Source organism: Streptomyces sp. NPDC005070, from assembly GCF_053600395.1.
The window spans coordinates 1-23,169 of record NZ_JBSFZS010000118.1; the positions used below are offsets into that span (position 1 = coordinate 1).

The 23,169-nt window shown below is 72.9% G+C and carries 22 protein-coding genes and 1 pseudogene; 8 read left to right on the forward strand and 15 right to left on the reverse strand.

What is annotated here, in order from left to right:
* Positions 1-264: 264 nt before the first annotated feature.
* Positions 265-1,059: pseudogene (locus ACWEBX_RS29885) on the forward strand (CoA transferase); the annotation flags it as partial.
* A gap of 51 nt (positions 1,060-1,110) precedes the next feature.
* Here the strand turns inward: ACWEBX_RS29885 and ACWEBX_RS29890 are convergent.
* From ACWEBX_RS29890 to ACWEBX_RS29920, 7 genes are all read right to left on the reverse strand, one after another.
* A complete protein-coding gene (locus ACWEBX_RS29890) occupies positions 1,111-2,154 on the reverse strand; it encodes a zinc-dependent alcohol dehydrogenase family protein (RefSeq protein WP_451887909.1) in 1,044 nt (347 codons plus the stop codon).
* 40 nt (positions 2,155-2,194) lie between these two features.
* Positions 2,195-2,866, reverse strand: coding sequence for a lysoplasmalogenase (locus tag ACWEBX_RS29895; protein ID WP_451887910.1), 672 nt, complete (start codon positions 2,864-2,866; stop codon positions 2,195-2,197).
* Positions 2,863-3,735, reverse strand: a complete 873-nt coding sequence (locus ACWEBX_RS29900; RefSeq protein ID WP_451887911.1) for a sterol desaturase family protein — start codon at positions 3,733-3,735, stop codon at positions 2,863-2,865. The genes ACWEBX_RS29895 and ACWEBX_RS29900 overlap by 4 nt, the downstream gene beginning before the upstream one ends.
* Before the next feature lie 226 nt (positions 3,736-3,961).
* The gene (locus ACWEBX_RS29905) at positions 3,962-5,302 is read right to left on the reverse strand and encodes an amidohydrolase family protein (protein ID WP_451887912.1); all 1,341 of its coding nucleotides are present in this window, start codon (positions 5,300-5,302) and stop codon (positions 3,962-3,964) included.
* Entirely contained in the window at positions 5,299-6,582 is a 1,284-nt protein-coding gene (locus ACWEBX_RS29910; RefSeq protein ID WP_451887913.1) for an amidohydrolase family protein, read from the reverse strand. The genes ACWEBX_RS29905 and ACWEBX_RS29910 overlap by 4 nt, the downstream gene beginning before the upstream one ends.
* A 9-nt stretch (positions 6,583-6,591) precedes the next feature.
* The gene (locus tag ACWEBX_RS29915; RefSeq protein WP_451887914.1) at positions 6,592-7,476 is read right to left on the reverse strand and encodes an SDR family NAD(P)-dependent oxidoreductase; all 885 of its coding nucleotides are present in this window, start codon (positions 7,474-7,476) and stop codon (positions 6,592-6,594) included.
* Positions 7,476-8,273: an acetoacetate decarboxylase family protein gene (locus ACWEBX_RS29920; protein WP_451887915.1), complete on the reverse strand. Its 798-nt coding sequence runs from the start codon at positions 8,271-8,273 to the stop codon at positions 7,476-7,478. Before ACWEBX_RS29920 ends, ACWEBX_RS29915 begins: the two co-directional genes overlap by 1 nt.
* 312 nt (positions 8,274-8,585) lie before the next feature.
* Here ACWEBX_RS29920 and ACWEBX_RS29925 point away from each other — a divergent pair, with 312 nt between their 5' ends.
* The 6 genes from ACWEBX_RS29925 to ACWEBX_RS29950 all read left to right on the forward strand — a co-directional run bounded on the left by ACWEBX_RS29925 (position 8,586) and on the right by ACWEBX_RS29950 (position 16,251).
* The gene (locus tag ACWEBX_RS29925) at positions 8,586-11,165 is read left to right on the forward strand and encodes an MXAN_6230/SCO0854 family RING domain-containing protein (RefSeq protein ID WP_451887916.1); all 2,580 of its coding nucleotides are present in this window, start codon (positions 8,586-8,588) and stop codon (positions 11,163-11,165) included.
* 132 nt (positions 11,166-11,297) lie between these two features.
* Positions 11,298-12,296: a DEDDh family exonuclease gene (locus tag ACWEBX_RS29930; protein ID WP_451887917.1), complete on the forward strand. Its 999-nt coding sequence runs from the start codon at positions 11,298-11,300 to the stop codon at positions 12,294-12,296.
* A 78-nt stretch (positions 12,297-12,374) separates the two neighbouring features.
* A complete protein-coding gene (locus ACWEBX_RS29935) occupies positions 12,375-12,608 on the forward strand; it encodes a hypothetical protein (RefSeq protein ID WP_078943477.1) in 234 nt (77 codons plus the stop codon).
* 91 nt (positions 12,609-12,699) lie between these two features.
* The gene (locus tag ACWEBX_RS29940) at positions 12,700-13,491 is read left to right on the forward strand and encodes an SURF1 family cytochrome oxidase biogenesis protein (protein WP_451887918.1); all 792 of its coding nucleotides are present in this window, start codon (positions 12,700-12,702) and stop codon (positions 13,489-13,491) included.
* Positions 13,492-13,627: 136 nt separating this feature from the next.
* Positions 13,628-15,481 (forward strand): glycoside hydrolase family 15 protein, encoded by a 1,854-nt coding sequence (locus ACWEBX_RS29945; protein WP_451887919.1) that lies wholly within the window; start codon positions 13,628-13,630, stop codon positions 15,479-15,481.
* 14 nt (positions 15,482-15,495) lie between these two features.
* Positions 15,496-16,251, forward strand: a complete 756-nt coding sequence (locus ACWEBX_RS29950) for an SDR family oxidoreductase (RefSeq protein WP_451887920.1) — start codon at positions 15,496-15,498, stop codon at positions 16,249-16,251.
* A 147-nt stretch (positions 16,252-16,398) separates the two neighbouring features.
* Here the strand turns inward: ACWEBX_RS29950 and amaP are convergent, their stop codons facing one another.
* From amaP to ACWEBX_RS29975, 5 genes are all read right to left on the reverse strand, one after another.
* A complete protein-coding gene (gene amaP / locus ACWEBX_RS29955; RefSeq protein WP_451887921.1) occupies positions 16,399-16,977 on the reverse strand; it encodes an alkaline shock response membrane anchor protein AmaP in 579 nt (192 codons plus the stop codon).
* A 5-nt stretch (positions 16,978-16,982) separates the two neighbouring features.
* Positions 16,983-17,669, reverse strand: coding sequence for a DUF6286 domain-containing protein (locus tag ACWEBX_RS29960; RefSeq protein WP_451887922.1), 687 nt, complete (start codon positions 17,667-17,669; stop codon positions 16,983-16,985).
* Complete coding sequence (locus tag ACWEBX_RS29965; protein WP_451887923.1) at positions 17,666-18,088, reverse strand: Asp23/Gls24 family envelope stress response protein; 423 nt, start codon at positions 18,086-18,088, stop codon at positions 17,666-17,668. The genes ACWEBX_RS29960 and ACWEBX_RS29965 overlap by 4 nt, the downstream gene beginning before the upstream one ends.
* A 3-nt stretch (positions 18,089-18,091) precedes the next feature.
* On the reverse strand, positions 18,092-18,277 hold the full coding sequence (locus ACWEBX_RS29970; protein ID WP_451887924.1) for a hypothetical protein: 186 nt from the start codon (positions 18,275-18,277) through the stop codon (positions 18,092-18,094).
* Positions 18,278-18,361: 84 nt separating this feature from the next.
* The gene (locus ACWEBX_RS29975; protein ID WP_451887925.1) at positions 18,362-18,847 is read right to left on the reverse strand and encodes an Asp23/Gls24 family envelope stress response protein; all 486 of its coding nucleotides are present in this window, start codon (positions 18,845-18,847) and stop codon (positions 18,362-18,364) included.
* An 87-nt stretch (positions 18,848-18,934) separates the two neighbouring features.
* On the opposite strand from ACWEBX_RS29975, the gene ACWEBX_RS29980 reads away from it, so the two are divergent.
* Positions 18,935-19,690, forward strand: a complete 756-nt coding sequence (locus tag ACWEBX_RS29980) for a nucleopolyhedrovirus P10 family protein (RefSeq protein ID WP_451887926.1) — start codon at positions 18,935-18,937, stop codon at positions 19,688-19,690.
* Positions 19,691-19,844: 154 nt separating this feature from the next.
* Here the strand turns inward: ACWEBX_RS29980 and ACWEBX_RS29985 are convergent, their stop codons facing one another.
* From ACWEBX_RS29985 to ACWEBX_RS29995, 3 genes are all read right to left on the reverse strand, one after another.
* A complete protein-coding gene (locus tag ACWEBX_RS29985) occupies positions 19,845-20,648 on the reverse strand; it encodes an enoyl-CoA hydratase/isomerase family protein (protein WP_451887927.1) in 804 nt (267 codons plus the stop codon).
* A 145-nt stretch (positions 20,649-20,793) separates the two neighbouring features.
* Positions 20,794-21,015 (reverse strand): helix-turn-helix domain-containing protein, encoded by a 222-nt coding sequence (locus ACWEBX_RS29990; protein ID WP_006123601.1) that lies wholly within the window; start codon positions 21,013-21,015, stop codon positions 20,794-20,796.
* Between the two features lie 372 nt (positions 21,016-21,387).
* The gene (locus ACWEBX_RS29995) at positions 21,388-22,986 is read right to left on the reverse strand and encodes an ABC-F family ATP-binding cassette domain-containing protein (RefSeq protein ID WP_451887928.1); all 1,599 of its coding nucleotides are present in this window, start codon (positions 22,984-22,986) and stop codon (positions 21,388-21,390) included.
* Positions 22,987-23,169: the final 183 nt, after the last annotated feature.

The window sequence follows — 23,169 nt, forward strand, 5'->3', positions numbered from 1 at the left end:
TGCAGTGCGGCGTATCCGCCTAGTACCGTGGGGGGCGATTGGTGACACCGCGCTCGTCTGTGTCATCATCTGCAGCACCACTCGCGCTCGCGTGACACACCGAAGGAGTGGTCGGCCCACGCCCAGGGCCGCGCGCTGGCGGAGCGCCCGTTGATCGAGTGGGGCGGGTCCGCCGGGCAGGGCGGACCGGTGGGCGCCCGCGCGTCCGCCGGGCAGGACGGAGCGGGCGGCCGGAGCGGGCGGGGGCTCGGGCCGTTGTCCGGGGGTGGGGCGCTGTTGCCCGCCGCCGGGGTGCGTGTCCTGGATCTGACCCGGGTCATCGCGGGCCCGGTCGCCACCCGCACCCTCGCCCTGCTGGGCGCCGACGTCCTGCGTGTCGACGCGCCGCACCTGCCGGAGGACCCGGACGCCCACGCGGACACGGGCTTCGGCAAGCGCTCGACGCTGCTGGACCTGGCGGCCGACCGCCGCGCCTTCGACGAGCTGCTGGCGTCGGCGGACGTGGTCGTCACCGGGTACCGGCCCGGCGCCCTGGACCGCTTCGGGCTCTCCCCCGAGGCGCTGGCCGAGCGCTGTCCGGGCCTTGTGGTGGCACAGGTGTCGGCGTGGGGGGCGTACGGGCCCTGGGGCGGGCGGCGGGGCTTCGACAGCCTGGTGCAGGTGGCCACCGGGAGCGCGGTGGCGGAGGGATCGCCCGAGCGGCCGGGCGCGCTGCCGGCGCAGGCCCTCGACCACGGCACCGGGTATCTGCTGGCGGCGGCGGTCCTGCGGGCGCTGACCGGGCGGGAGGAGCGGGGCCACGGCGCCGTCGTACGGCTGGCGCTGGCCCGCACGGCGATGTGGCTGACGAACGGAATCGGGCGGGAGGAGGGACCCGGCGCGGTGCCGGACCCCTCGGAGGGGGAACCGTACGACCGTCCCGACGCCTGGCTGTCGGAGCGGGCCGGCCCCGTCGGCCTCCTCGCCCACGCCCTGTCCCCGGTCTCCTTCGCGGGCGGTCCCGCGGACTGGTCACGCCCCCCGGGACGCTGGGGGACGGACCCGGCCCGCTGGAACTGAGGGACCGCGGCGCCGGGCGGAGTACCCGCCCGGCGTCCGTTCCCGTGCGGGTCAGGCCGTGACCATGACCTTCAGGGCGGTGCGCTCGTCCATCGCCTTGTAGCCCTCGGGCACGCCCTCCAGGCCGACGGTCATGTCGAAGACGGGCGACGGGTCGATGGTGCCGTCCAGGACGTCGGGGAGCAGCTCGGGGATGTACGCGCGCACCGGGGCGACCCCGCCGCGCAGGGCGATGTTCCGGTCGAACATGACCCCCAGATCGAGGCCCGTACCGCTGCCGTGGGGCACTCCGACGAAGCCGATCGCGCCGCCGTCGCGGGTGATGTTCACGGCCGTGCTCATGGACTGCTCGGTGCCGACCGCCTCGACGACGCAGTGCGCGCCCTGGCCGCCGGTCAGCTCGCGGACGGCCGCGACGGCCGCCTCGCCGCGCTCGGCGACGACGTCCGTGGCGCCGAAGCGGAGCGCGATGTCGGTACGGACCTGGTGCCGGCCGAGCGCGATGATCCGCTCCGCGCCGAGCCGCTTGGCGGCGAGGACGGCGCACAGTCCGACGGCCCCGTCACCCACGACGGCGACGGTCGAGCCCTTGCGGACACCGGCGCCGAGGGCCGCGTGGTGACCGGTGCCGAGGACGTCGGAGAGCGTCAGCAGCGCGGACAGCAGGTGGTCGTCGGAGGCCGCCTCCTTGGGAAGCTGTACGAGGGTGCCGTCCGCGAAGGGGACGCGTACGGCCTCGCCCTGGCCGCCGTCGTAGCCGACGGAGCCCCAGAAGCCGCCGTGCGCGCACGAGGTGGTGAGTCCGTCACGGCAGTAGTCGCAGACGCCGTCGGACCACATGAAGGGCGCCACGACCAGGTCGCCGCGACGGACGCCGCTCACATCGGAGCCCGTCTCCTCGACGATGCCGAGGAACTCGTGCCCGATCCGCTGGCCGGGCTGCCGGGCCGCCTCGCCGCGGTACGCCCACAGGTCGCTGCCGCAGATGCAGGAGCGCAGCACCCGCACGATCGCGTCGGTGGGGAGCTGCACCATGGGCTCGGGCACCTCCTCCACACGCATGTCGAACGGGGCGTGGATGGTGGTGGCGCGCATGGCGAGGATCCTTCTCGTCTGGAGCGTGGGTGAGATGCGCTCAGGGGGTGGTTGAGCGCATCTCACCGTACGCCGCCCGCGGCACGCGTCGCGCGCCGAGGGGGTCGAGCACGCCGCGGACCAGCAGGAACTGGGCCGCGATGTACGTGAGCATGATCCAGAAGGACGCCTTCGGAAGCTGCGGCCAGTCGGCGACGCCGGTGGCGATCAGCGTGTCCGAGAGCATGAAGAGGGCGCCGCCGAGCGCCGCGACGGGCCCGAGGCGCGTGGCGCCGTACGCCATGGCGGTCAGGAGCAGGCTGTAGCCCGCGACGGGGACGCGCAGGCCGGCCGGCAGCCCGGGCCACAGCAGGACGACGAGGGCGACGAGGGCGGTGGCGTACGCGCCGACGAGCCGCGGGTCCCGGACGCGTGCCGTCCTGCGGAAGAGCACGAGGTAGCACACGTGCCCCGCCGCGAAGGAGGCCATGCCGGCGAGGAAGGCGGGGTCGGCGTCGGACATGAGCGCCAGGTCGCCGCACCAGCCGAGGAGCAGAGCGGCCAGGAGCAGCCGGGGTCCGCCGCGCACACCCGCGTAGGCGGCGAGCAGCGGCATCAGGAGCGGCTTGGCGATGCGGTGCCCGGGGTCGTATCCGGCGAGCAGCGAGAGGAGGTCGACGGCCGCCGTCAGCGCGAAGCAGACGAGCAGGACGCGCGCGGTGCGGGCGCTCACGCGACGGGTTCCGCGGCCGGGGCCTGCGCTGCGGCCGGCGGCGCGGGCTGCCAGCCGGGCCCGCCGAGAAGCCGTCCGGCGCGCTCGCGCCAGGTCGCCGCCGCCCGGACGTCGCGGGCGATCGCGGTGTACTCGTGGGTGGCCACGCGCAGCGGGTTGTACGTGGTGATGTTCTTGGTGAGCCCGTAGACGGGCCGCTCGGTCTCCGCGACGAACGATCCGAAGAGCCGGTCCCAGACGATGAGGATGCCGCCGAAGTTGCGGTCCAGATAGCCGCCCTGGGAGGCGTGGTGGACGCGGTGGTGGGAGGGCGTGTTGAAGGCGGACTCGAACCAGCGGGGCATCTTGTCGATGCGCTCGGTGTGGATCCAGAACTGGTAGACGAGGCTCACCGACGAGCAGAACGCGAGCGCGGCCGGGTGGACCCCGAGCGCGACCATCGGGAGGTAGAAGGGCCACGACGTCCAGCCGGTCCAGGGCTGGCGCAGGGCGGTGGTGAGGTTGAACTTCCTGCTGGAGTGGTGCACGACGTGGCAGGCCCACAGGACGCGGATCACGTGGTGGCCGCGGTGGGACCAGTAGTAGAAGAAGTCCTGGGCGACCAGCATCAGCGGGATCGTCCACCACAGGACGGGCACCCGCAGCGGCGTCAGTTCGTAGACGGCCGTGTAGACGGCGACGATCGGGATCTTCCACAGGAAGTCGAAGAAGAGGCTGCCCAGCCCCATGCCGAGGCTCGTCGCGGCGTCCTTCGTCTCGTACCCCGCGGCGTCCTCGTCCGGATGGATCCGGACGCTGATCATCTCGATCACGGCGAGGAGGACGAAGGCGGGTATCGACCAGAGCACGACATCGGGCAGGTTCGGCATGGGTGAACCGTAGATGCGCTGGTCGGCCGCGTACAGAGGCTGTTACCAACAAGTATTACCGGCGGTACGCGCTTACTTCTCGGCGAACTCCGCCAAGAGCCGTCACGTCGCCGCCAAGAGCCGCCACGCGCCCGGCCGGAGCCGTCACACGGCCGGCCCCGCGCTCCCCCGGCCGGCCGGGCGGGGCTCCGGCGAGGCGCTCGCCACGCCCGCACGGCCCCCGCGCTCACCACACGCGTACCGAGCCTCCTCTCGCGAACACCGGGCTCGTCGCGTCGGCGGGCGGGGTGTCCAGCGGTTCGGCGATCTCTGCCACCGTCGGCCCGGCCTTGGCGGCGATCTCGTCGAGATACGCCAGGTCGAAGCCGTAGACGCGGGCCGCGTTGCCGCCGGCCATGGCGGCGACCTCCTCGCGCGGCAGGCCCGCGTACGCGACGCGCAGGCCCTCGCGGGTGTAGGGGTGGGTGCCTTCGTCGTGCGGGTAGTCGCTGCCCCACATGATCTTGTCGAGGCCGATGCGGTCGCGCAGCGGCACCTCGTGGGGGCGCATGAAACTGGCGCCGACGAAGCAGTTCGCGCGCCAGACCTCGGAGGGGCGCTCACCCATCGTCGCGGCCAGCCCCGCGCCGAACTTCGACTCGGCCGTCGCCGCCCTGCCCGCCGCCGCGACCAGCCGCCGGTGGTAGTAGTCCAGCATGTCGAGCACCCCGGGGATCCAGCCCGAGCCCTGCTCGGTCAGCACCAGTCTCAGGCCGGGGTGCCGGCGGAACGCGCCGCCGAACACCAGGTGCCACAGGGCGCGGTGCGAGAACCAGGTCGTCTCCACCATGAAGACCGCGCGGGCCGCCGGTTCGTCCCCGAGTGGCGGCGAGGCGGAGCCGGCGTGGTGGTTCACCGGGACGCCCAGCTCGGCGCAGGCCGCCCAGATCGGCTCGTACGCCGCCGAGTAGAGCTCCGGCAGGCCCGAACCGGGAGGTGTGCCGGGCAGCAGCAGTCCGCCCTTGAGGCCCGCGGCCGCCGACCGGTGGATCTCCTCGACCGCCGCGTCGACGTCGTTCAGGAGGATCTGGAAGACACCCGCGCGCCGGCCGGGTGCCGCCGCGCAGAAGTCGGCGAGCCAGCGGTTGTGGGCCCGCAGCCCCGCCCAGCGCTGCTCGAACTCGGCCGCCGTCGGGGCCGGTGCCATGAGGGAGGCCGACGGGAAGAACGGCGGAATGGTGTTCGGGAAGACCACCTCCGCGACGATGCCGTCCTCCTCCAGCTCCGCGAGCCGCCGCGCGGAGTTCCAGTTCCGGTCGGCGGTGTCGGCGAGCAGGTCCTCGTACGGATTGACGTAGTCGGCGGCCCAGGCGTCGAAGTCGTCGTGGTACCGGCGCTCCAGATACGGCTTGTAGTCGAGGAGATCGGCGCCCGCGTGGCAGTCGGCGGAGATGACGGTGTAGCGGTCCTCGCCACCGGCGCGGCTCTCGGCGTCCCCGGCGGTCCCGGCGGTCCCGGCGGTCCCGGCGGTCCCGGCGGTCCCGGCGGTCTCGGGGGTCTCGGGGGTCTCGGGGGTCTCGGGGGTCATGGGTTCACCCCCAGTACGGGGAAGTCGTGGTCCGTCAGCCAGTGGCGGCCCACCGCGCGCGAGCGCGCCCAGGACGCCTCGACCGCCGACTGGTCCTCGTCCTGGCCCAGTTCGGCCGGGGTGGGGCCGATCCGCCGGGCGACCGGGGCCAGTACGCCGGTGTCGAAGCCGAACACCTCGGCCGCCGCGAGGCCGAGCATGCGGCGGGTCTCCGCCACCGGGATGTCGTGGAAGGTCCGCGCCAGCCACGCCCGGGTGTCGGGCCAGGTGCCCTCGGGGTGCGGGAAGTCGCTGCCCCAGAGGATGTTGTCGACGCCGATCTCGTAACGCTGGGCGAGTTCGCGGCGCTTGGTGTTGGTGGCGCAGACGAAGACCTGCCGGTCCAGGTACTCGTGCGGGGGCCGCTTCAGCTCCGCGAACGGCGACAGCTTCTTGCCGCCGTGCGCACCGAGGTACAGCCGGTCCATGAACCACAGCAGGTTGGGCAGCCACCAGCAGCCCGACTCGGCGACGCCGAACCGGAGTCCCGGGTGCCGCTCGAAGGCCCCCGACCAGAGCAGGAACCACAGGGGGCGCGCGGGCCACCAGGTCACCTCGGAGACGTAGATCCCGAGGTGGTCGCCGTACTCGTGGCGCGGCGCGGCGCCGGAATGGGTGAGCACGGGCATCGAGCACTCGGCCGCCGCCGCCCACACGGGGTCGTAACGGCGGTCGTGGTAGGGCTCCTTGTCGACCCACATGGACGGGATCATCAGCGCGCCGAGGCCCGACTCCTTGGCCCGGTACACCTCGGCGACGACCCGTCCGGTCTCGCCCGTGACCGGCAGCAGGGCCACCCCGCAGTGCCGTTCGGGGTGCTCGGAGACGAAGTCGGCGAGCCAGCGGTTGTGGGCCTGAGCGCCCGCCATGCCGAGTTCGGGGTCCTGGTCGCCGGAGAGACCGAGGCCCACGCCGAAGGGGGCCGCGGTGCGGCTGTCCACGGCGTCCGCGTCGGGGAAGACGACCTCGGCCGCCACTCCGTCGCCGTCGAGCTCCTTGAGCCGCTGCGCGGTGTCCCAACCGCCGCGCAGGCCTTCCTCGTTGTCCTGGAACCACTTGTCGGCGAACGCCTCGTTGCGGATGCCGAGGCGGTTCATCTCCTCGCGGCGCCGGCCCTGGCCCGCGAGGAACTCGTCGAACTCCCGGTGGAAACGGGGGTCCAGATAGGGCCGGTACTCCTCGGTGGGAAGCCCGGCGTGGCAGTCGGAGGAGATGATCAGATACGGGTCCTGTTCGGTCACCGCGCCCCCTCAGTCGAGGATGAAACTTTCCAGGTACGACGGATCGGCCCGCTCGAGCATCGACCGCGACCGCGCCCGGATCTGCCGGTCGCTGTGCTCGCTCTCGGGCAGCAGCCAGAAGCGGCCCGCGCGGATCCCCTCGGCGACGAGGTCGGCGACCTCTTCGACGGGGGTGAACTCCACTTCGTGGCCCGCCTGTTTCATCGCGGCCTCCCACTGACCGAGGCTGCGGTACGGGGTCCTGCGGGGCCGCTGCTTCGCGTACCGCTCGGGCCGGTTGCGGTGCGACTCCCACAGGCCCGTGCGCAGCATGTGCGGCCCCGGGAACAGCACGGAGGCGCCCACGCGCGCGTGCTCCGCCTTCAGATGCGCGTACAGCGACTCGGTCATCGTCACCACGGCCGCCTTGGTGACGGCGTACACGGAGGCGGTGGGCAGCGGGGCGATCCCGCCGTCCCCGGACGAGGTGTTGACCACGTGGCCGGGCTCGCCGCCGGCGAGCATCCGGGGCACGAACGCCTGGACGCCGTGGAAGACACCCCACACGTTGACGGCGAACGCCCACTTCCAGTCGTTGGGGTCGTGCTCCCACATCCGGCCCTCGGCGCCGGAGCCGACACCGGCGTTGTTGCACAGGACGTGCACCGCGCCGTAGGCGCCGTACACGTCCTCGGCGAGCGCGAGGACCTCGGAGCGCTCCGAGACGTCGACCACGCGCGCCTGGACCTCGGCGCCGTCCTCGCGCAGTTGCGCGGCGGCCTTGTCCAGCGCGCCCTCCTCGACGTCGGCGAGGACCACCTTCAGGCCGTCCGCCGCGAACCGCCGGGCCATCGCGAGCCCGATGCCGCTCGCCGCGCCGGTGACGACGGCGACCTGTCCCGCGCGCAGTTCCATCAGACGCTCCCCTCGGGCGGACCGTCGAGGATCTGCCGCGGATCGTCGTAGCGCTGGTGGATGTAGGGCAACAGGGCCCGCGCGCTGACGCGTTCGGCGACCCTGCCCTTCTGGTCGGTGGTCTTCTCGCCGATGGTGATCTCCAGCAGCCGGCGTACGGGCAGATCGGCGACCGGGTCGTACATGGACTCGCGCAGGACGACGTCCCCGGTGACGCGCTCCAGCCTGCGGACCTTCTCGTCGCGTACGCAGTGCACGAGGACCGGGTCGGCGTCGAATCCCGAACCGTCCACCGCGGGAAGGAACTTGAAGTAGAAGTCCGTCTTTCGCGCGGGTTCGGGCAGCGGCAGGGGCCCGCTCACCGCGCCGCGCACCTCGACGAACTCGATGCCGTGCCGGGCGAGCACGGCCCGTACGACGAGCCCGTCGCGCTCGACGGTCACCTCACCGAGCTTCTTGGGCTCCCCGAAGACCTCGCGGCCACCGGTCAGGGCCCGCTCGTGGGTCATCGGCATGACCAGCGGGTACCAGCCCTCGACGTCCTCGTGCGCGGCGGCGACGGCGAACGAGCCCGCGCCCAGCGGGTATCCGGGCAGGTCGACCTTGCTGATGTTGACCCGCACCAGAGGGCGGGCGGTGGGCTTCAGCGGGGGCGGCAGGACCGCCGCGACCGCGTCCGGGTCGCTCTCCCAGACGGCCACCAAACCGGTCGACCAGATGTCGGGGAGTCTGGAGCTCGCGGCGCGCGCGGCGTCGATCTCCGCCTCGGTCCGCGCGCCGTACCTCACTCGTGCCATGTCCGTACCGCCCTTCGTAGGCGCTACCTGCTGGGGCGCGGAGCACGCTTGCACCGCACGGGTGAAAGGTCCATAGCCATGCGCGGCCCTAAAGCCCAACGACCCGTCGTACGGGCCAGGTTCGGGCGGGAGGCGGCCGTCCGTCCCGGGGCGCGGAAATAATCGGTGGCCCCGGAGGGCGGAACGTTCCTAGACTCCGTAAGCGCGGGGGCGGCTCCGCAAGCGTGCTTCCTTCTCTCTTTTCTACGACTGCCGTAGCGCGCTCACTCTCCGCCCCCGCCTCACCCACTTCCGATCCCGGGGGATCTCCGCTTGTCCGTTCTGTCGTCCGTGCTGCTCCGCCGCCTGCGTACCGTCTACGTCGACCAGGCCGGGCCACGGCCGGGAGACCCGGCGACGACCGAGGGTCTCGTCGCCCTGGAGGCGGAGCTGCTCGACCGGGGATTCGCCCCGGCCGCACCGCTGCGCGCCGCGCTCGCCTGGCTCGGCCCCGCCGGACTCGCGGACGCCGGCACCACCCTGATCCGGCAGATCGACGCGGAACTGGGCGCGGACCGCACCCATATGCCGCTGTTCCGCAGCTTCCCGGCGTCGGTGCCCGACGACACCTTCCGGCTCTACGTCGACCGTGTCTTCACCCTGCTGCTCCAGTGGCCCGCCCAGCCGTGCGTGCTGTGCGGCACGGTCGGCAGCGTGCATCCCGTGTCGCCCTGCGCCCACCTGGTGTGCCGCGTCTGCTGGGACGGCGGCGACTACGCCGGCTGCCCCCTGTGCCACCGCCGGATCGACGGCACGGACCCCTTCCTGAAGCCCGCCCCGCCGCGGCTTACCCGTGAACTGCCCATCGGGCCACTGAAGTTGCTGGCGCTCGGCACCGACCAGCGGGCGGACGCGACGAAGGCGCTGCTCCGGCTGCTGGCCCGGCGGACGCCCCTGCCACCGCAGGACCGGGACGACGTGAAGCTGCTCCTCGGACACGCGCCCACCGGTCTCGACTGGCTGCCCGCGGACATCCCCGTCCGCGAGACGAAGGCCCTGGTGCTCGGGAGCCTCCTGCTGGACCGGCGCACGCGTGCGGCCGTGCGCCCTCTGCTCGCCGCGCACCTCACCACGGCGACGGACGTGCTGCGGCTGCTGCAGGTCTGGTCGGGCGGCGAGGCCGATCTCGTCGAGCCGCGCCGCCTGCGTTCGCTGCCCCGCCCGCTGCGCCGCGAACTGCTCGCCGTGCTCGACGGGTTCGAGGCCGCGTCGCTCGTCGAGGACGTGCTGCGGCATCCGCTCGGCTGGAAGCGCGCCGCCGAGATCCTGCACCCGTACGAGCGGTACGAGCGGCATCCGAAGGCCGCCCTCGCCTTCGCCGTGCTGCGCGCCACCGACACCTCGGCCACACCCCTGGGCGAGGCCCTGCTGCGCACCGCGGCCGCGCACCCGGAGGCGGTGCGGATCGACGGCACGCGCATCCGGCCCGACTCCTGGGGCGCGCACACCGAACAGGCCCTGCGCGACAAGGACTTCCCCCGCGCGCTGGACCTGCTCGCCCGGCGGCCGGGCGAACTGCTGCGCAGGCTCGACCACCTGCTGCGCCTCAACGACCTGGAGGAGCTGCCCGAGGGGTTCGCCGACACGCTGCGGCGGGTGCTCCCGCAGGCCGGTCCCGGTCCGCTGCTCGCGGCGCTCGGCCGACTGCGGATCCGTCATCTCCCGGGCGAGCGGCGGGTGTTCTTCCCACGCGGCAGGGTCACCCACTCCTTCACCCTGGACGACACCCGGGCCCCGCTGGCCGAGGCGGTCACCGACGGCGTCCGCGCGCTCCTGGAGGCCGAGGCGGTGCGCCGGCCGGCCTCCGCCCCGCGCTTCGACCTCGCCGTCCTCGACGCGGACCTCGCGGGCCTGGCCGTCCCCTCCGTCGAGCGGGCGTCCGCGAAGGCTCTGGTCTCGGTGCCGCGCGGCAGCACCCAGCCGCTCCCCGAGGGTCAGGTCCTGCGCCTGTTCCTGCACTGGACGCAGCCCGCGAAGATCCGCGTGGACCTCGACCTGTCCGTCGCGCTGTACGACGAGGACTGGGCGTTCGTCGGCGTGTGCGACTACACCAACCTCGTCCACGGGGAGCGGGCGATCGTCCACTCCGGTGACCTGACCTCGGCTCCGGCGCCCGACGGCGCCACCGAGTACGTGGACCTGGACCTCGCGGCGCTCGCCGGGGGCCCGGTGCGCTTCGCGGTGCCCGTCGTGTTCAGCTACAACGACATCGCCTTCGAGCACCTCCTCGACGCCTTCGCCGGCTTCATGGCCCTGCCCTCGACCGACGGCCGGAACGCCTCGTACGACCCCCGCACGGTTCGTCAGCGCTACGACCTGGAGGGCGACTCGCGCATCCACGTCCCGCTGCTGGTCGACCTGGAGCGCCGCACGTTCCTGTGGACGGACCTGCATCTGCCGTCCTCCGACGGCTTCCACAGCGTGCACCGGCACGGCGCCGACCTCGGCCGCGTCGGCAGGGACCTGTTCCAGTACTTCACGACCGGCCGTACGACGCTGTGGGACCTGGCGGTGTGGCACGCGGCGGCCCGTACGGACGAGGTCGTGGTGGTCCGGCGGGCACGGTCGGGCGGGGAACTGTGGCACTACGCGCGCGGGAAGGACGAGAGCGCCCCGGCCTTCGCCGCCCGCGTGGGCACGCTGGCGCCTCCCGAGCGGCGGAGTCCGGCCGAGGACGTGGACGCGCTCGCCGCCGAGGCGGCCGCGAAGAGGCACCTCCTGCTCGCCCTGGTGCACGGCGGTGTCACCCCCGAGGGCGCGAGCGGATCGGTGTACCGGCTGCTGCCCGGCCCGGTCGACGGCTGCGGTCTCGCCCCCCTGACGGCGGGGGACCTGGTGGCGGCGCTGGGCTGAGCGCGTCAACACCGGGACCGGCGGACCCGGTTGCGGCGCCCGCGCGCGCGGGGCCCGGCGGCGGGCCGCCGGGGTGTCCGATCAGGAAGGCGGGGGCCGGTATGTCAGTCGGGGCCCGTATCCTCATTGACCATGCTCGAAGACCTCACGACCGCAGCGTCCCCTGCCTCCTGGCCGGCCGCGTATCCGCAGGGATACGCGGTCGTCGACGTGGAGACCACAGGACTGGCCCGCGACGACCGGATAATCTCCGCCGCCGTCTACCGGCTGGACGCGCGCGGCGAGGTCGAGGACCACTGGTACACGACGGTCAATCCGGAGCGGGACCCGGGCCCGGTGTGGATCCACGGCCTGACGAGCGAGATGCTCGAAGGGGCGCCGCTCTTCCAGGAGGTGGCCGAGGAGTTCGCCGCCCGGCTCGCGGGGCGGGTGCTGGTCGCGCACAACGCGGTCTTCGACTGGTCGATGATCGCGCGGGAGTACGCCCGCGCGGACCGTGAGGCGCCGGTGCGTCAGCGCCTGTGCACCATCGCCCTCTCCAAGGAGCTGGGCCTGCCGCTGCCCAACCACAAGCTGGAGTCGCTGGCCGCGCACTTCGGTGTCGTACAGCAGCGGGCGCACCACGCGCTGGACGACGCGCGCGTGCTGGCCGAGGCGTTCCGGCCGAGCCTGCGGGCCGCCGCGGAGGGCGGGGTGCGGCTGCCGCTCCTCGAATGCCTGCCGCTCAAGGAGTGGTCCGACAGCGCCGCGGCTCCGCGGATCGGACGGCAGTCCGGGGGGTACGCGTCCGGCGGCTACCCGTCGGGGAGTTGGCGTCCCTCCCGCAAGCGCCCCGCGTGTCCCCATCCGAACCCCGGGCGGTACACGGCGGACAAACCGCTCAAGCAGGGCATGCGGATCGCGTTCTCCGGGGACACGTCCGTCGACCGCGAGCTGCTGGAGGACCGCGCCGTCGAGGCCGGGCTGCATGTGGCGACGAGCCTGTCGCGGCTCACCAGTCTGCTGGTGAGCAACGACCCGGACTCCGGCACCTCGAAAGTGGTCAAAGCGCGTCAATTCGGAACACCCGTGGTCGACGAGGCAGCGTTCGGGCAGCTCCTGCGTGACGTCGAACCCGCGTCGGAAGAGTGACGGGCGTACGGGTGATTGACGGGCGACTCGCCCCGCGCCCGCTCGATCGCACCGCCCCGGCACCCCACCCTGTGGCGCATGGCGAGATGCGAAGTATGCGGCAATGACTACGGAATGACCTTCGAGGTGCACGCGCAGGGCGCCGTGCACGTCTTCGACTGCTTCTCCTGCGCGATCCACCGGATGGCCCCGATCTGCGAGCACTGTCGCGTCCAGGTCATCGGCCAGGGTGTCGAGGTCGAGGGCCACTGGTACTGCGGCGCGCACTGCGCCCGCGCGGAGGGGAAGGCGGGGATCGTCGACAAGGTCTGAGCCCCGGCCCGCCGCCCCGGACAGGGCATCGGGCGGCCCTCGGCGGGACCCTCCCGTCGGGGGCCGAATCATGCCGAGTACCGTCAATGGGGTGTACCGCTTCCTGTTGACCCGCCAGTGGGTGATCCTCACCCTCGTAGCCCTCGCGCTCATCCCGACGATGATCAAGCTGGGCTTCTGGCAGCTCCACCGGCACGAGCACAAGGTCGCGCTGAACACGGTGATCTCCGACTCGCTCGCCGCGAAGCCGGTGCCCGTGGAGACGGTCACCACGCCCGGCCGGCAGATCCGGGACGACGACCTGTACCGCCGGGTGACCGCGCAGGGCCGCTTCGACACCGCGCACGAAGAGGTCGTCCGCCGCCGCACCAACGCCGACGGCGAGGTCGGCTACCACGTCCTGACCCCGTTCGTCCTGACCGACGGCCGCGTCCTCATGGTCAACCGGGGCTGGGTACCGGCGGACGGCGCGCAGACCGCCTTCCCGAAGATCCCGGCCCCCGCCCCGGGCGAGATCACCGTCACCGGCCGGCTGATGGCCGACCAGACCACCGCCGAGAGCGGCATCAAGAACGTCCGGGGCCTGCCGGACCGCCAGGTCATGCTGATCAGCAGCGGGCAGGAGGCACAGCGGCTCGGCAAGGACGTCCTCGGCGGCTACGTCGAACAGACCGCGCCCGCGCCGAAGGACGGCTCCCCCGAGCTGATCCCGGACCCCGAGCACAGCGACATCGGTCCGCACATGGCGTACGCGATCCAGTGGTGGCTCTTCTCCGCGGGCGTCCCCTTCGGCTGGGTGGTCCTGGTCCGCCGCGAGCGCCGCGACCGGGCGGAGGCCGCCACCGCGCAGAGCGCTCCGGAGGCGGAACCCGCGGGCGTGTAGACCGGCAGGCGTACAGCACGACGGGTGCGCAGACCGGCACCGGGAGCCCCGCTGCCGCCCGCGGCACCGCGCCACGGGCGTGCACGCCACTCTGGCGGCCCGATTGACCGTCACCCGGGTCGGGAACCCGTCCACCGTGCACCGACGCATCGAGGACTACGCGCTCATCGGGGACGAGCAGACCGCCGCACTGGTGGGCCGCGACGGCTCCGTCGACTGGCTGTGCCTGCCCCGCTTCGACTCCGCGGCCTGCTTCGCGGCCCTGCTCGGCGACGAGGACAACGGTCACTGGCGGATCGCGCCCGAGGACGCCGGCGCGTGCACCCGGCGCGCCTACCGCCCGGACACCCTGGTGCTCGACACCGAGTGGGACACCGACGAGGGCTCGGTCCGGGTGACCGACCTGATGCCGCAGCGCGAGCACGCCCCCGACCTCGTCCGCGTCGTCGAAGGCCTCGCCGGCCGCGTCCGGATGCGCAGTCTGCTGCGGCTGCGGTTCGACTACGGCTCGGTCGTGCCGTGGATGCGCCGCTCGGACGGCCACCGGGTCGCGGTCGCGGGCCCGGACTCGGTGTGGCTGCGCAGCGAACCGCCCGTGCACACCTACGGCAAGGACTTCCGCACGCACTCGGAGTTCACCGTGGAAGCGGGCGACAAGGTGGCCTTCGTCCTGACCTGGCACCCCTCGCACCGGCCCCGGCCGCCCCTGTGCGATCCCTTCGAGGCCCTGGAGACCAGCGTCCAGGACTGGAGGGCGTGGGCGGCGCGCTGCCGCTACGACGGCCCGCACCGGGACGCCGTCGTCCGCTCCCTGATCACCCTCAAGGCCCTCACCTACGCGCCGACCGGCGGCATCGTGGCCGCCCCCACCACCTCGCTGCCGGAGGAACTCGGCGGCGTCCGCAACTGGGACTACCGCTACTGCTGGCTGCGGGACTCCACCCTCACCCTCGGCGCGCTCCTGTCGGCCGGCTACCACGAGGAGGCCGAGGCCTGGCGCGACTGGCTGCTGCGCGCGGTCGCCGGCGACCCGGCGGCCCTGCAGATCATGTACGGCCTCTCCGGCGAACGCCGGCTGTCGGAGTACGAGATCCCCTGGCTGTCCGGCTACGCGGGCTCCTCGCCGGTCCGCGTCGGCAACAGCGCGGTCGAACAACTGCAGCTCGACGTGTACGGCGAGGTCATCGACTCGCTGTCGCTCGCCCGGCGCTCGGGCCTGCCGTCCCGGCCCCACATGTGGCGGGTGGAGTGCGCCATGATGGAGTTCCTCCGCGAGGCGTGGCGGGAGCCCGACGAGGGGATCTGGGAGGTGCGCGGCCCGCGCCGGCACTTCGTGTACTCGAAGGTGATGGCCTGGGTGGCCGCCGACCGCGCCGTACGCACGCTGGAGGACGACCCGAGCCTCGACGGCGACATCGAGGGCTGGCGCGTGATGCGCGACGAGGTGCACCGGGAGGTGTGCGAGCGCGGTTTCGACCCCGTCAGGAACACCTTCACGCAGTCCTACGGCTCACCCGAACTGGACGCCTCCCTGCTGCTCATCCCGCGCGTGGGTTTCCTGCCGCCCGACGATCCGCGGGTGGTCGGGACCGTCGACGCGGTCCGCGCGGAACTCGCCCGCGACGGATTCCTGGTGCGCCGCTACAGCACCACGACGACGGCCGGCGTCGACGGGCTCCCGGGCGACGAGGGCACCTTCGTCGTCTGCTCGTTCTGGCTCGCGGACGCCCTGCATCTGACGGGCCGTACGCGGGAGGCGCGCGAGCTGTTCGGGCGGCTGGTCGGCCTCACCAACGACCTGGGGCTGCTGTCCGAGGAGTACGACCCGGTCGCGGGCCGTCAGCTCGGCAACTTCCCCCAGGCCTTCAGCCACATCGGCCTGGTGGTGTCCGCCCTCAGCCTGTTCGGCGTCGATGAGACGGCCGACGGAACAGCCGACGGGACGGCCGACGGGACGGGGGAGGCACCAGGGGCCGTATCACCGGGATAGGGGAGGATGGGGCCATGGATCTTGGACTGAAGGATCGGGTGTACGTCGTCACGGGAGCCACCCGGGGCCTGGGCAACGCCGCCGCGCGCGAACTCGTCGCCGACGGAGCCAGGGTGGTCGTCACCGGACGCGACGAGGAGAGCGCGGCCGGCGCCGCCGCCGCGCTCGGCCCGAACGCGGTGGGCGTCGCGGCCGACAACGGCGCGGCCGAGACCCCGGCCCGGTTGATCGCCGGCGCCCGTGAGCACTTCGGCGGCTTCGACGGCATCCTGATCAGCGTCGGCGGACCGCCGCCCGGGTTCGCCGCGGACAACACCGACGAACAGTGGACGGTGGCGTTCGAGTCGGTCTTCCTCGGTGCGGTACGGCTGGCCCGCGCGGCCGCCGAGGAGCTCGGCGAGGGCGGTGTCATCGGCTTCGTGCTCTCCGGCTCGGTGCACGAGCCCATCCCCGGGCTCACCATCTCCAACGGTCTGCGTCCGGGCCTCGCCGGGTTCGCCAAGTCCCTCGCGAACGAGCTGGGCCCGCGCGGCATCCGCGTCGTCGGGCTGCTGCCGTCCCGCATCGACACGGACCGCGTCCGCCAGCTCGACGGTCTGTCCGCCGACCCCGAGGCCACCCGCGCGGCCAACGAGTCCCGCATCCCGCTGCGCCGCTACGGCGCCCCGGAGGAGTTCGGCCGCGCGGCCGCGTTCCTGCTCTCCCCCGCCGCGTCCTACCTGACGGGCATCATGCTCCCGGTGGACGGCGGGATGCGGGGCGGGTTCTAGAACCTTCCGCGGGGCCGGCTCGACGCGGGGCCGGGTTCCGGAGTCCCCGGCAGGCGCGGCGGGCGCGGCGGGGCGCGTTCCGGGCATCCCCTACGGGCCCGGCGCGATGCCGGGCAGATTCCAGACCCTCCGCCGGGGGCAGCCGGGTCAGGTCACGCGCTCGGCACGGTGCTTGACGCCGCGCAGCCGCACCTCCGCCGGGAGCGCGGCGAGGCCGGCCGAGTCCCGCGCGTGCGTGAGCGCCTCCACGGTCAGCAGCCGCAGCGCCTGCCCGGGGTCCACATGCGGTTCCAGCAGGAGCCGCACCCGCGCCTCGGGCAGAGTGCGCCGCCCGGTCAGGTGGACGTCGGCGCGGTCGACACCGCCCAGCCGGGCCGATTCGGCGGCCAGCACGCTCTCCAGGGCCCGTCCGCGCAACAGCGCACCCGCCCCGTCACCGGTGTCGACGAGCACGTCGGCGAGCCGTCGGCGCCGTACGACGGCGACCAGCCACCACAGGGCGAGCAGCAGGAGCACCGCGAGCGCGGCGATGACGACGGGCCACCACCAGCCCTGGTCACGCCACTTGGTCCGTTCGGCGGTACTGAGCAGCACGTCGTGCCGCCCGTCGTGGATCCACCACGAGGGGGGCCGTACGCCGAGTCCCACGGCGAGCACGGAGCCACCGAGGACGAGCAGCACGAGCCCGATGAAACCGATCAGTACGCGGTTGACGATCCGCAGCACGGACCTCACCCCTTCCGTCCGGGGCGCGCGACATGCACCGCCAGGGCGGGCGAACGGGACAGCCCCAGACCCTTGATGCCGTCGGCGAGGGTGGTGTCGAGGTCGGCGCGCACGTCGTCGAGCTCCCGGAAGTGCGACAGCGCGCGGACGTCGACCTTCCGGCGCTTCACGCGCACGCGGACCGACTGCACACCGGCGACCTCCATGGCCCGGTCGCGGAGCGCCATCGCGGCGGCGCCCCGGTGCAGTCCGGCGCGGACGTCGGCGTGGGTGCGCCGCATCGGCAGCACGTCCCGCAGTCCCGGCGTGGCCGCGAGGACGATCAGCCAGAGTCCCACCGCTGCGGCGACTCCCGCGCCGACGAGGACCGCGGCGTCGTCGAGCGGCCGTTCGGCGAGCTGTTCGGCCAGCCAGGTCCGCCAGCGCAGCGCGGACCGTCCGGCGCGCACGGCCGCGACGTCGTACAGGAAGGCGCCCGCGGCGACGAGGAGCAGGAGCGCGAGGATGCCGGCCGGGACGCGGCGCGCGGACCAGAACCGGCCCTGCCGGCCGTCCTCGTCGTCGGCGGTCCCCAGCGGTTCGTAGGCGGCGGAGGAGGCGGACTGCCCGAGGGCCCCCGCGCCGTCCCCCGTATCCGTCTTCTCCAGTACGGGCATGCCGCGAGTGTCCTCGGAGCCCTGGGGCTCGCTCATTGCGTCCTCCCCTGTGCCGCGCCGGGCCCGGGTGTCAGATGCAACCGCTCCACCTGGACGGCCACCTCGGGCACTTCCATCCCCGCCAACGCCTCTACCCGCTCGGCGACATGACGACGCACCTCGCCGCACTGGGCCCCGATGTCGGCGGGGTAGCCGAGTTCGAGGCTCACCCGGACCCGGGCGCTGTGCGTCGGGGTGCCGTCCGTGCCGCCGGAGCCCGACGCCTGGCGCCGTACGACGACCGACGCGTGCGGGGGGACGGCGTCGGCGGGCAGTGGAGGCAGTGCCTCCCGTGCGGCCCGTGACGCGATCTTCGCGACGACACGGTCGGCGATCCGGGTGGCGCCCCGCTCGGGCGGCGGGACCCTCGCGAGACCCGGCCCGGTCTCACCGAGCCGGTCGACATGACCTGGCACGCGTCACCGCCGCCGGTCGTCACGGGCGCGGAAGAAGGCGCCGATGTCCAGGTCCCCCTCCAGGAGCCGTCCGACGACGAACCCGACGGCCCCCAGGGCGGCCACCAGGAGGAAGGCGCCGAAGCCGCCGAAGTACCCGGCGAAGCCCAGCGCCATTCCGGCGATCATGCCGATCACGGCCAAGCTCATGGTGCGCTCCTCAGCAGTCGGTGGCCGCGCGATCACTCAGGGTGCGGTGGCCGGTTGTCCGGAGGGTTCCGGGCGGCCCGGAGGTCACTGGAGCCGTGACTCCGGCTCCTCATCCTCTTCCTCCGGAAGCTTCACGTCACTCACCGCGATGTTGACTTCCACCACTTCGAGCCCGGTCATGCGCTCGACGGCGGCGATGACGTTCTCGCGCACGGCATGCGCCACGTCGGAGATCGACACGCCGTAGTCGACGACGATCTCCAGGTCGAGCGCCGTCTGCAGCTCTCCGACCTCGGCCTTCACACCCCGCGTCACGGATTTGGTGGAACCGCCCGGCACCCGGTCCCGTACCGCTCCGAAGGTACGGCTCAACCCGCTGCCCATCGTGTGGACACCGACCACGTCCCGGGCGGCGAGCCCGGCGATCTTCTCCACGACACCGTCGGCGATCGTGGTCCGTCCCCGCGTGGCGGGATCTCCGCCGCCTCGCCGGGTGGGCTTGCGGGTCTGCTGGGACTCCTTCTCCGTGTCGGGGCTGTCCGTCCGGTTCCGCTCGCTCATGTCGGTCATCGCCGTACGTCCCTTTCGGTCGTCCTCCTCTGCTCACAGTAGGTCGAGTCGCGCGGTCGCGCGCCGTGGATGGGGCACGCTGGAGCGATGACGGCGGACCGGTGGACGCAGGCGGTACGGCAGCAGCTCGGGCTCGGCAGACTGCTGCCGCTGGGTCTCGCGCTCGACGGCGCGTGGATCACGGAGGAGGCGGCCGGGTCGGTGCTGCGGCGCGAGACGGCGGCCGTCGAGGGGGTACGGCTCGGAGCGCTGCGGATCGCGCTCGCCGACCCGGACCTGGCCGGCACACCGGCCGTGCCGCCCCCGCCCAGCGCGCTGCCGCCGGGTCCGCTGCGCGTCACCGCGGAGTTCCGGGCCTCGGTGGATCCCACGGCTCCGGGCGTCGAGCCCCTTCCGGCCGTCGCGGCCCGGCTGCGCCTGGCCGTCGTGTCCGCCGCGACACGGCTCCTCGGCCTCGACGTCACGGAGGTCGACCTGCGGGTGACGGACCTGCTGGAGGACGAGGACGAGGCGCCCGCGGCCCACCCGGCCGGCGACGTGAGGACGGCGCCCGTGCCGAAGGACCCCGAGGAGGCCCGGATCGCGGCGGCGGTTCTGGCCGTCCCGGGGGTCACCCGTCTGACGGACTCCCTGGGCCGGCCGGTCCACGTCGAGAGCGCGCCGGCCGCCACGGAACCGGCCCTGCCGCGCCGCCACCTCCGCGTCGAGTTGGAGGTCTCCGGGGACGAGCGCGCGGTGGACGTGGCACGGGCGGTCAGGGCCGCGGTCACCGAGGCCGCGCAGAACACCCCGTCCGTGGCGGTACTGGTGACCGCCGTGGGCGAGGCCACCCGTCATCGATGACCGTCGCGAGGGAGGGCGCCCGTCCTCGGGAGTCGTGACCCCGCGAGGCGGGCCGCATCACCTCCGTACGGGCAGGCGTGACCCTCGTACGGTGTAGAACCCGGCCCGCGCGGCGGGGTGTCCTGCCGCACAGGGCGCCCTCGGGCCGGGGAGGCTAGTCGCCCACGCCCGCGAGGTCGCGGAGCCTGCGTGCCTGGGAGGCGCGTTCGGCGGTGCGCTGCTCCTCGTACGACCGCTCCTGGGCCCCGCGCAGCAGCGCCTTCGTCTCGATCACGGCGTCCCGGGGCGCGGCCAGCAGCGCCGAGGCGAGGTCACCGACCGCGGCGTCGAGCTGCTCGCCGGGCACGGCGAGGTTGGCGAGCCCGGTGCGCTCGGCCTCCTCGGCCAGGACGAAGCGGCCCGTGGCGCAGATCTCGAGCGCACGGGCGTACCCGACGAGGCCGACCAGCGGGTGCGTCCCCGTGAGGTCGGGCACCAGGCCGAGGCTGGTCTCGCGCATGGCGAACCGCACGTCGTCGGCGACGACGCGCAGGTCACAGGCGAGGGCGAGCTGGAACCCCGCACCGATGGCATGTCCCTGGACGGCGGCGATGGACACGAGGTCACTGCGCCGCCACCAGGTGAACGCCTCCTGGTACTCGGCGATGGTCGCGTCGAGCTCGGCGTCGGAGCCGCGCGCGAGGTCGATGAACGACGGTTCCCCGTCGAACCCCTCGGGCGTGAACGCCTGCCGGTCGAGCCCCGCGGAGAAGGACTGGCCCTCGGCGCGCAGGAGGACCACCCGGACGGAGCCCGGCAGTGACCGGCCGGCCTGCGTCAAGGCCCGCCAGAGAGCAGGACTCTGGGCATTGCGCTTGGCCGGATTGGTCAGCGTCACCGTGGCGATCGCGTCGTCGACGGTGAGCCGTACGCCGTCCTTGTCGAGTACCGGGTCGAGGTCCTTGTCGAGCGAAGCCATGGGCTGCCTCCGATGGGTGCGGTCGGATCAGACGCGTACCTCGCGAAGACACGAGGAACGCACCTAAGTGACTGCACAGTAACCACCCGGTCGGTCACCCGACCGACCGGGTGGTCACCACCGAAGCCGATGGGGACGCCCGGCCTCAGGCCGAGGCGGCCTTCTTGCCCCGCGTCGCGCCGCCACGCCCTCGGAGCGTGACACCCGACTCGCTGAGCATCCGGTGGACGAAGCCATACGAGCGGCCGGTCTCTTCGGCCAGCGCTCGGATGCTCGCACCGGAGTCGTACTTCTTCTTCAGGTCTGCCGCGAGCTTGTCGCGCGCGGCGCCGGTAACCCGGCTGCCCTTCTTCAGAGTCTCGGCCACCCGGTCCTCCTCATGGGAAGTGCGCTCTGGACTCTCATGATCACCCCTTTCGGGCGTCATGGCCACCCATTCGGCAAGGTCCGTAAGACAAGGTTTTGACGACAGGAGCCCGTCCCCACGAACGGAATCAGGGATTCCGTCCGATGTCGCCGGTGCCGCCGAACGGGTTCCTCCGCGAAGTACCTGGTCAGCGACGCAAGACGGCCGAGCCCTTGGGAACAAAGGACTCGGCCGTGAAATCGATGTACGACACACCTCGGTACGAGGAGATCTCACACAGATGATGGATCACGGATCGGCCGAATGATCCATACGCAGTGGATCATTCCATCGATCAAGCGGCGTGGACCCCCCGCGGGAGGCCGCGCGGGCTCAGGCGAGGGCCACCAGGTCGGCGTAGCCGGCGCCCCAGAGGTCCTCGACGCCGTCGGGCAGCAGGATGATCCGTTCCGGCTGGAGCGCGTGTACGGCGCCCTCGTCGTGGGTGACGAGGACGACGGCGCCCTTGTAGGTGCGCAGCGCGCCGAGGATCTCCTCGCGGCTGGCCGGGTCGAGGTTGTTCGTCGGCTCGTCGAGCAGAAGGACGTTCGCGGACGAGACGACGAGAGTCGCGAGCGCGAGACGGGTCTTCTCGCCGCCGGACAGCACGCCGGCCGGCTTGTCGACGTCGTCGCCGGAGAACAGGAACGAGCCGAGCGTCTTGCGGACCTCGACCAGGTCCAGGTCGGGGGCGGCGGAACGCATGTTCTCCAGGACCGTGCGCTCGGGGTCGAGGGTCTCGTGCTCCTGCGCGTAGTAGCCGAGCTTGAGGCCGTGGCCCTCGACGACCTCTCCGGTGTCGGGCTTCTCGGCGCCGCCGAGGAGCCGCAGGAGGGTCGTCTTGCCGGCGCCGTTCAGGCCGAGGATGACGACGCGGGAGCCCTTGTCGATGGCCAGGTCGACGTCGGTGAAGATCTCCAGGGAGCCGTACGACTTCGACAGGCCCTCGGCCATGAGCGGCGTCTTGCCGCAGGGCGCGGGCTCCGGGAAGCGCAGCTTGGCGACCTTGTCGGAGACCCGGACGGACTCCAGGCCGGCGAGCAGCCGGTCGGCGCGCTTGGCCATGTTCTGCGCGGCGACCGTCTTGGTGGCCTTGGCCCGCATCTTGTCGGCCTGGGCGTTGAGTGTCGCGGCCTTCTTCTCGGCGTTCTGCCGCTCGCGCTTGCGGCGCTTCTCGTCGGCCTCGCGCTGCTGCTGGTACAGCTTCCAGCCCATGTTGTAGACGTCGATCTGGGCACGGTTGGCGTCCAGATAGAAGACCTTGTTGACGACCGTCTCGACGAGGTCGACGTCGTGGGAGATCACGATGAAGCCGCCGCGGTAGGTCTTCAGGTAGTCGCGCAGCCAGACGATGGAGTCGGCGTCGAGGTGGTTCGTCGGCTCGTCGAGCAGCAGGGTGTCTGCGTCCGAGAAGAGGATGCGGGCCAGCTCGATACGGCGGCGCTGACCGCCGGAGAGCGTGTGCAGGGGCTGGCCGAGCACGCGGTCGGGCAGGTTGAGCGCGGCGGCGATGGTGGCGGCCTCGGCCTCGGCGGAGTACCCGCCCTTGGTGAGGAACTCCGTCTCCTGGCGCTCGTACTGCCGCATGGCCTTGTCGCGGGTGGCGCCCGAGCCGTTGGCGATGCGCTGTTCGTTCTCGCGCATCTTGCGGATCAGGACGTCCAGGCCGCGGGCCGACAGGACGCGGTCGCGGGCGAGGACGTCGAGGTCACCGGTACGCGGGTCCTGCGGCAGGTAGCCGACCTCGCCGGAGCGGGCGATGGTGCCCGCGGCGGGCTGGCCCTCGCCCGCGAGGACCTTGGTGAGGGTCGTCTTGCCCGCGCCGTTGCGGCCGACCAGACCGATGCGGTCGCCCTTCATGATGCGGAAGGTGGCGGACTCGATGAGCATGCGGGCGCCGGCACGCAACTCGATACCGGAGGCGGAGATCACGGACAGGCTCCAGAGCGGGATAGATGGCGGGGTGGACGGCCGAGGACGTTCACGCCGTCTAATGCGCGAGGAGAGTGGCCATGGGCCAAGTCTAACGGGGCGGTGCAACCACTTTTCCGGTGCGCACTGTGACGCTCGCCCCCTTCCGGGACGCTCCGGCCGCCCGGACCGGTCCGGTCCGGG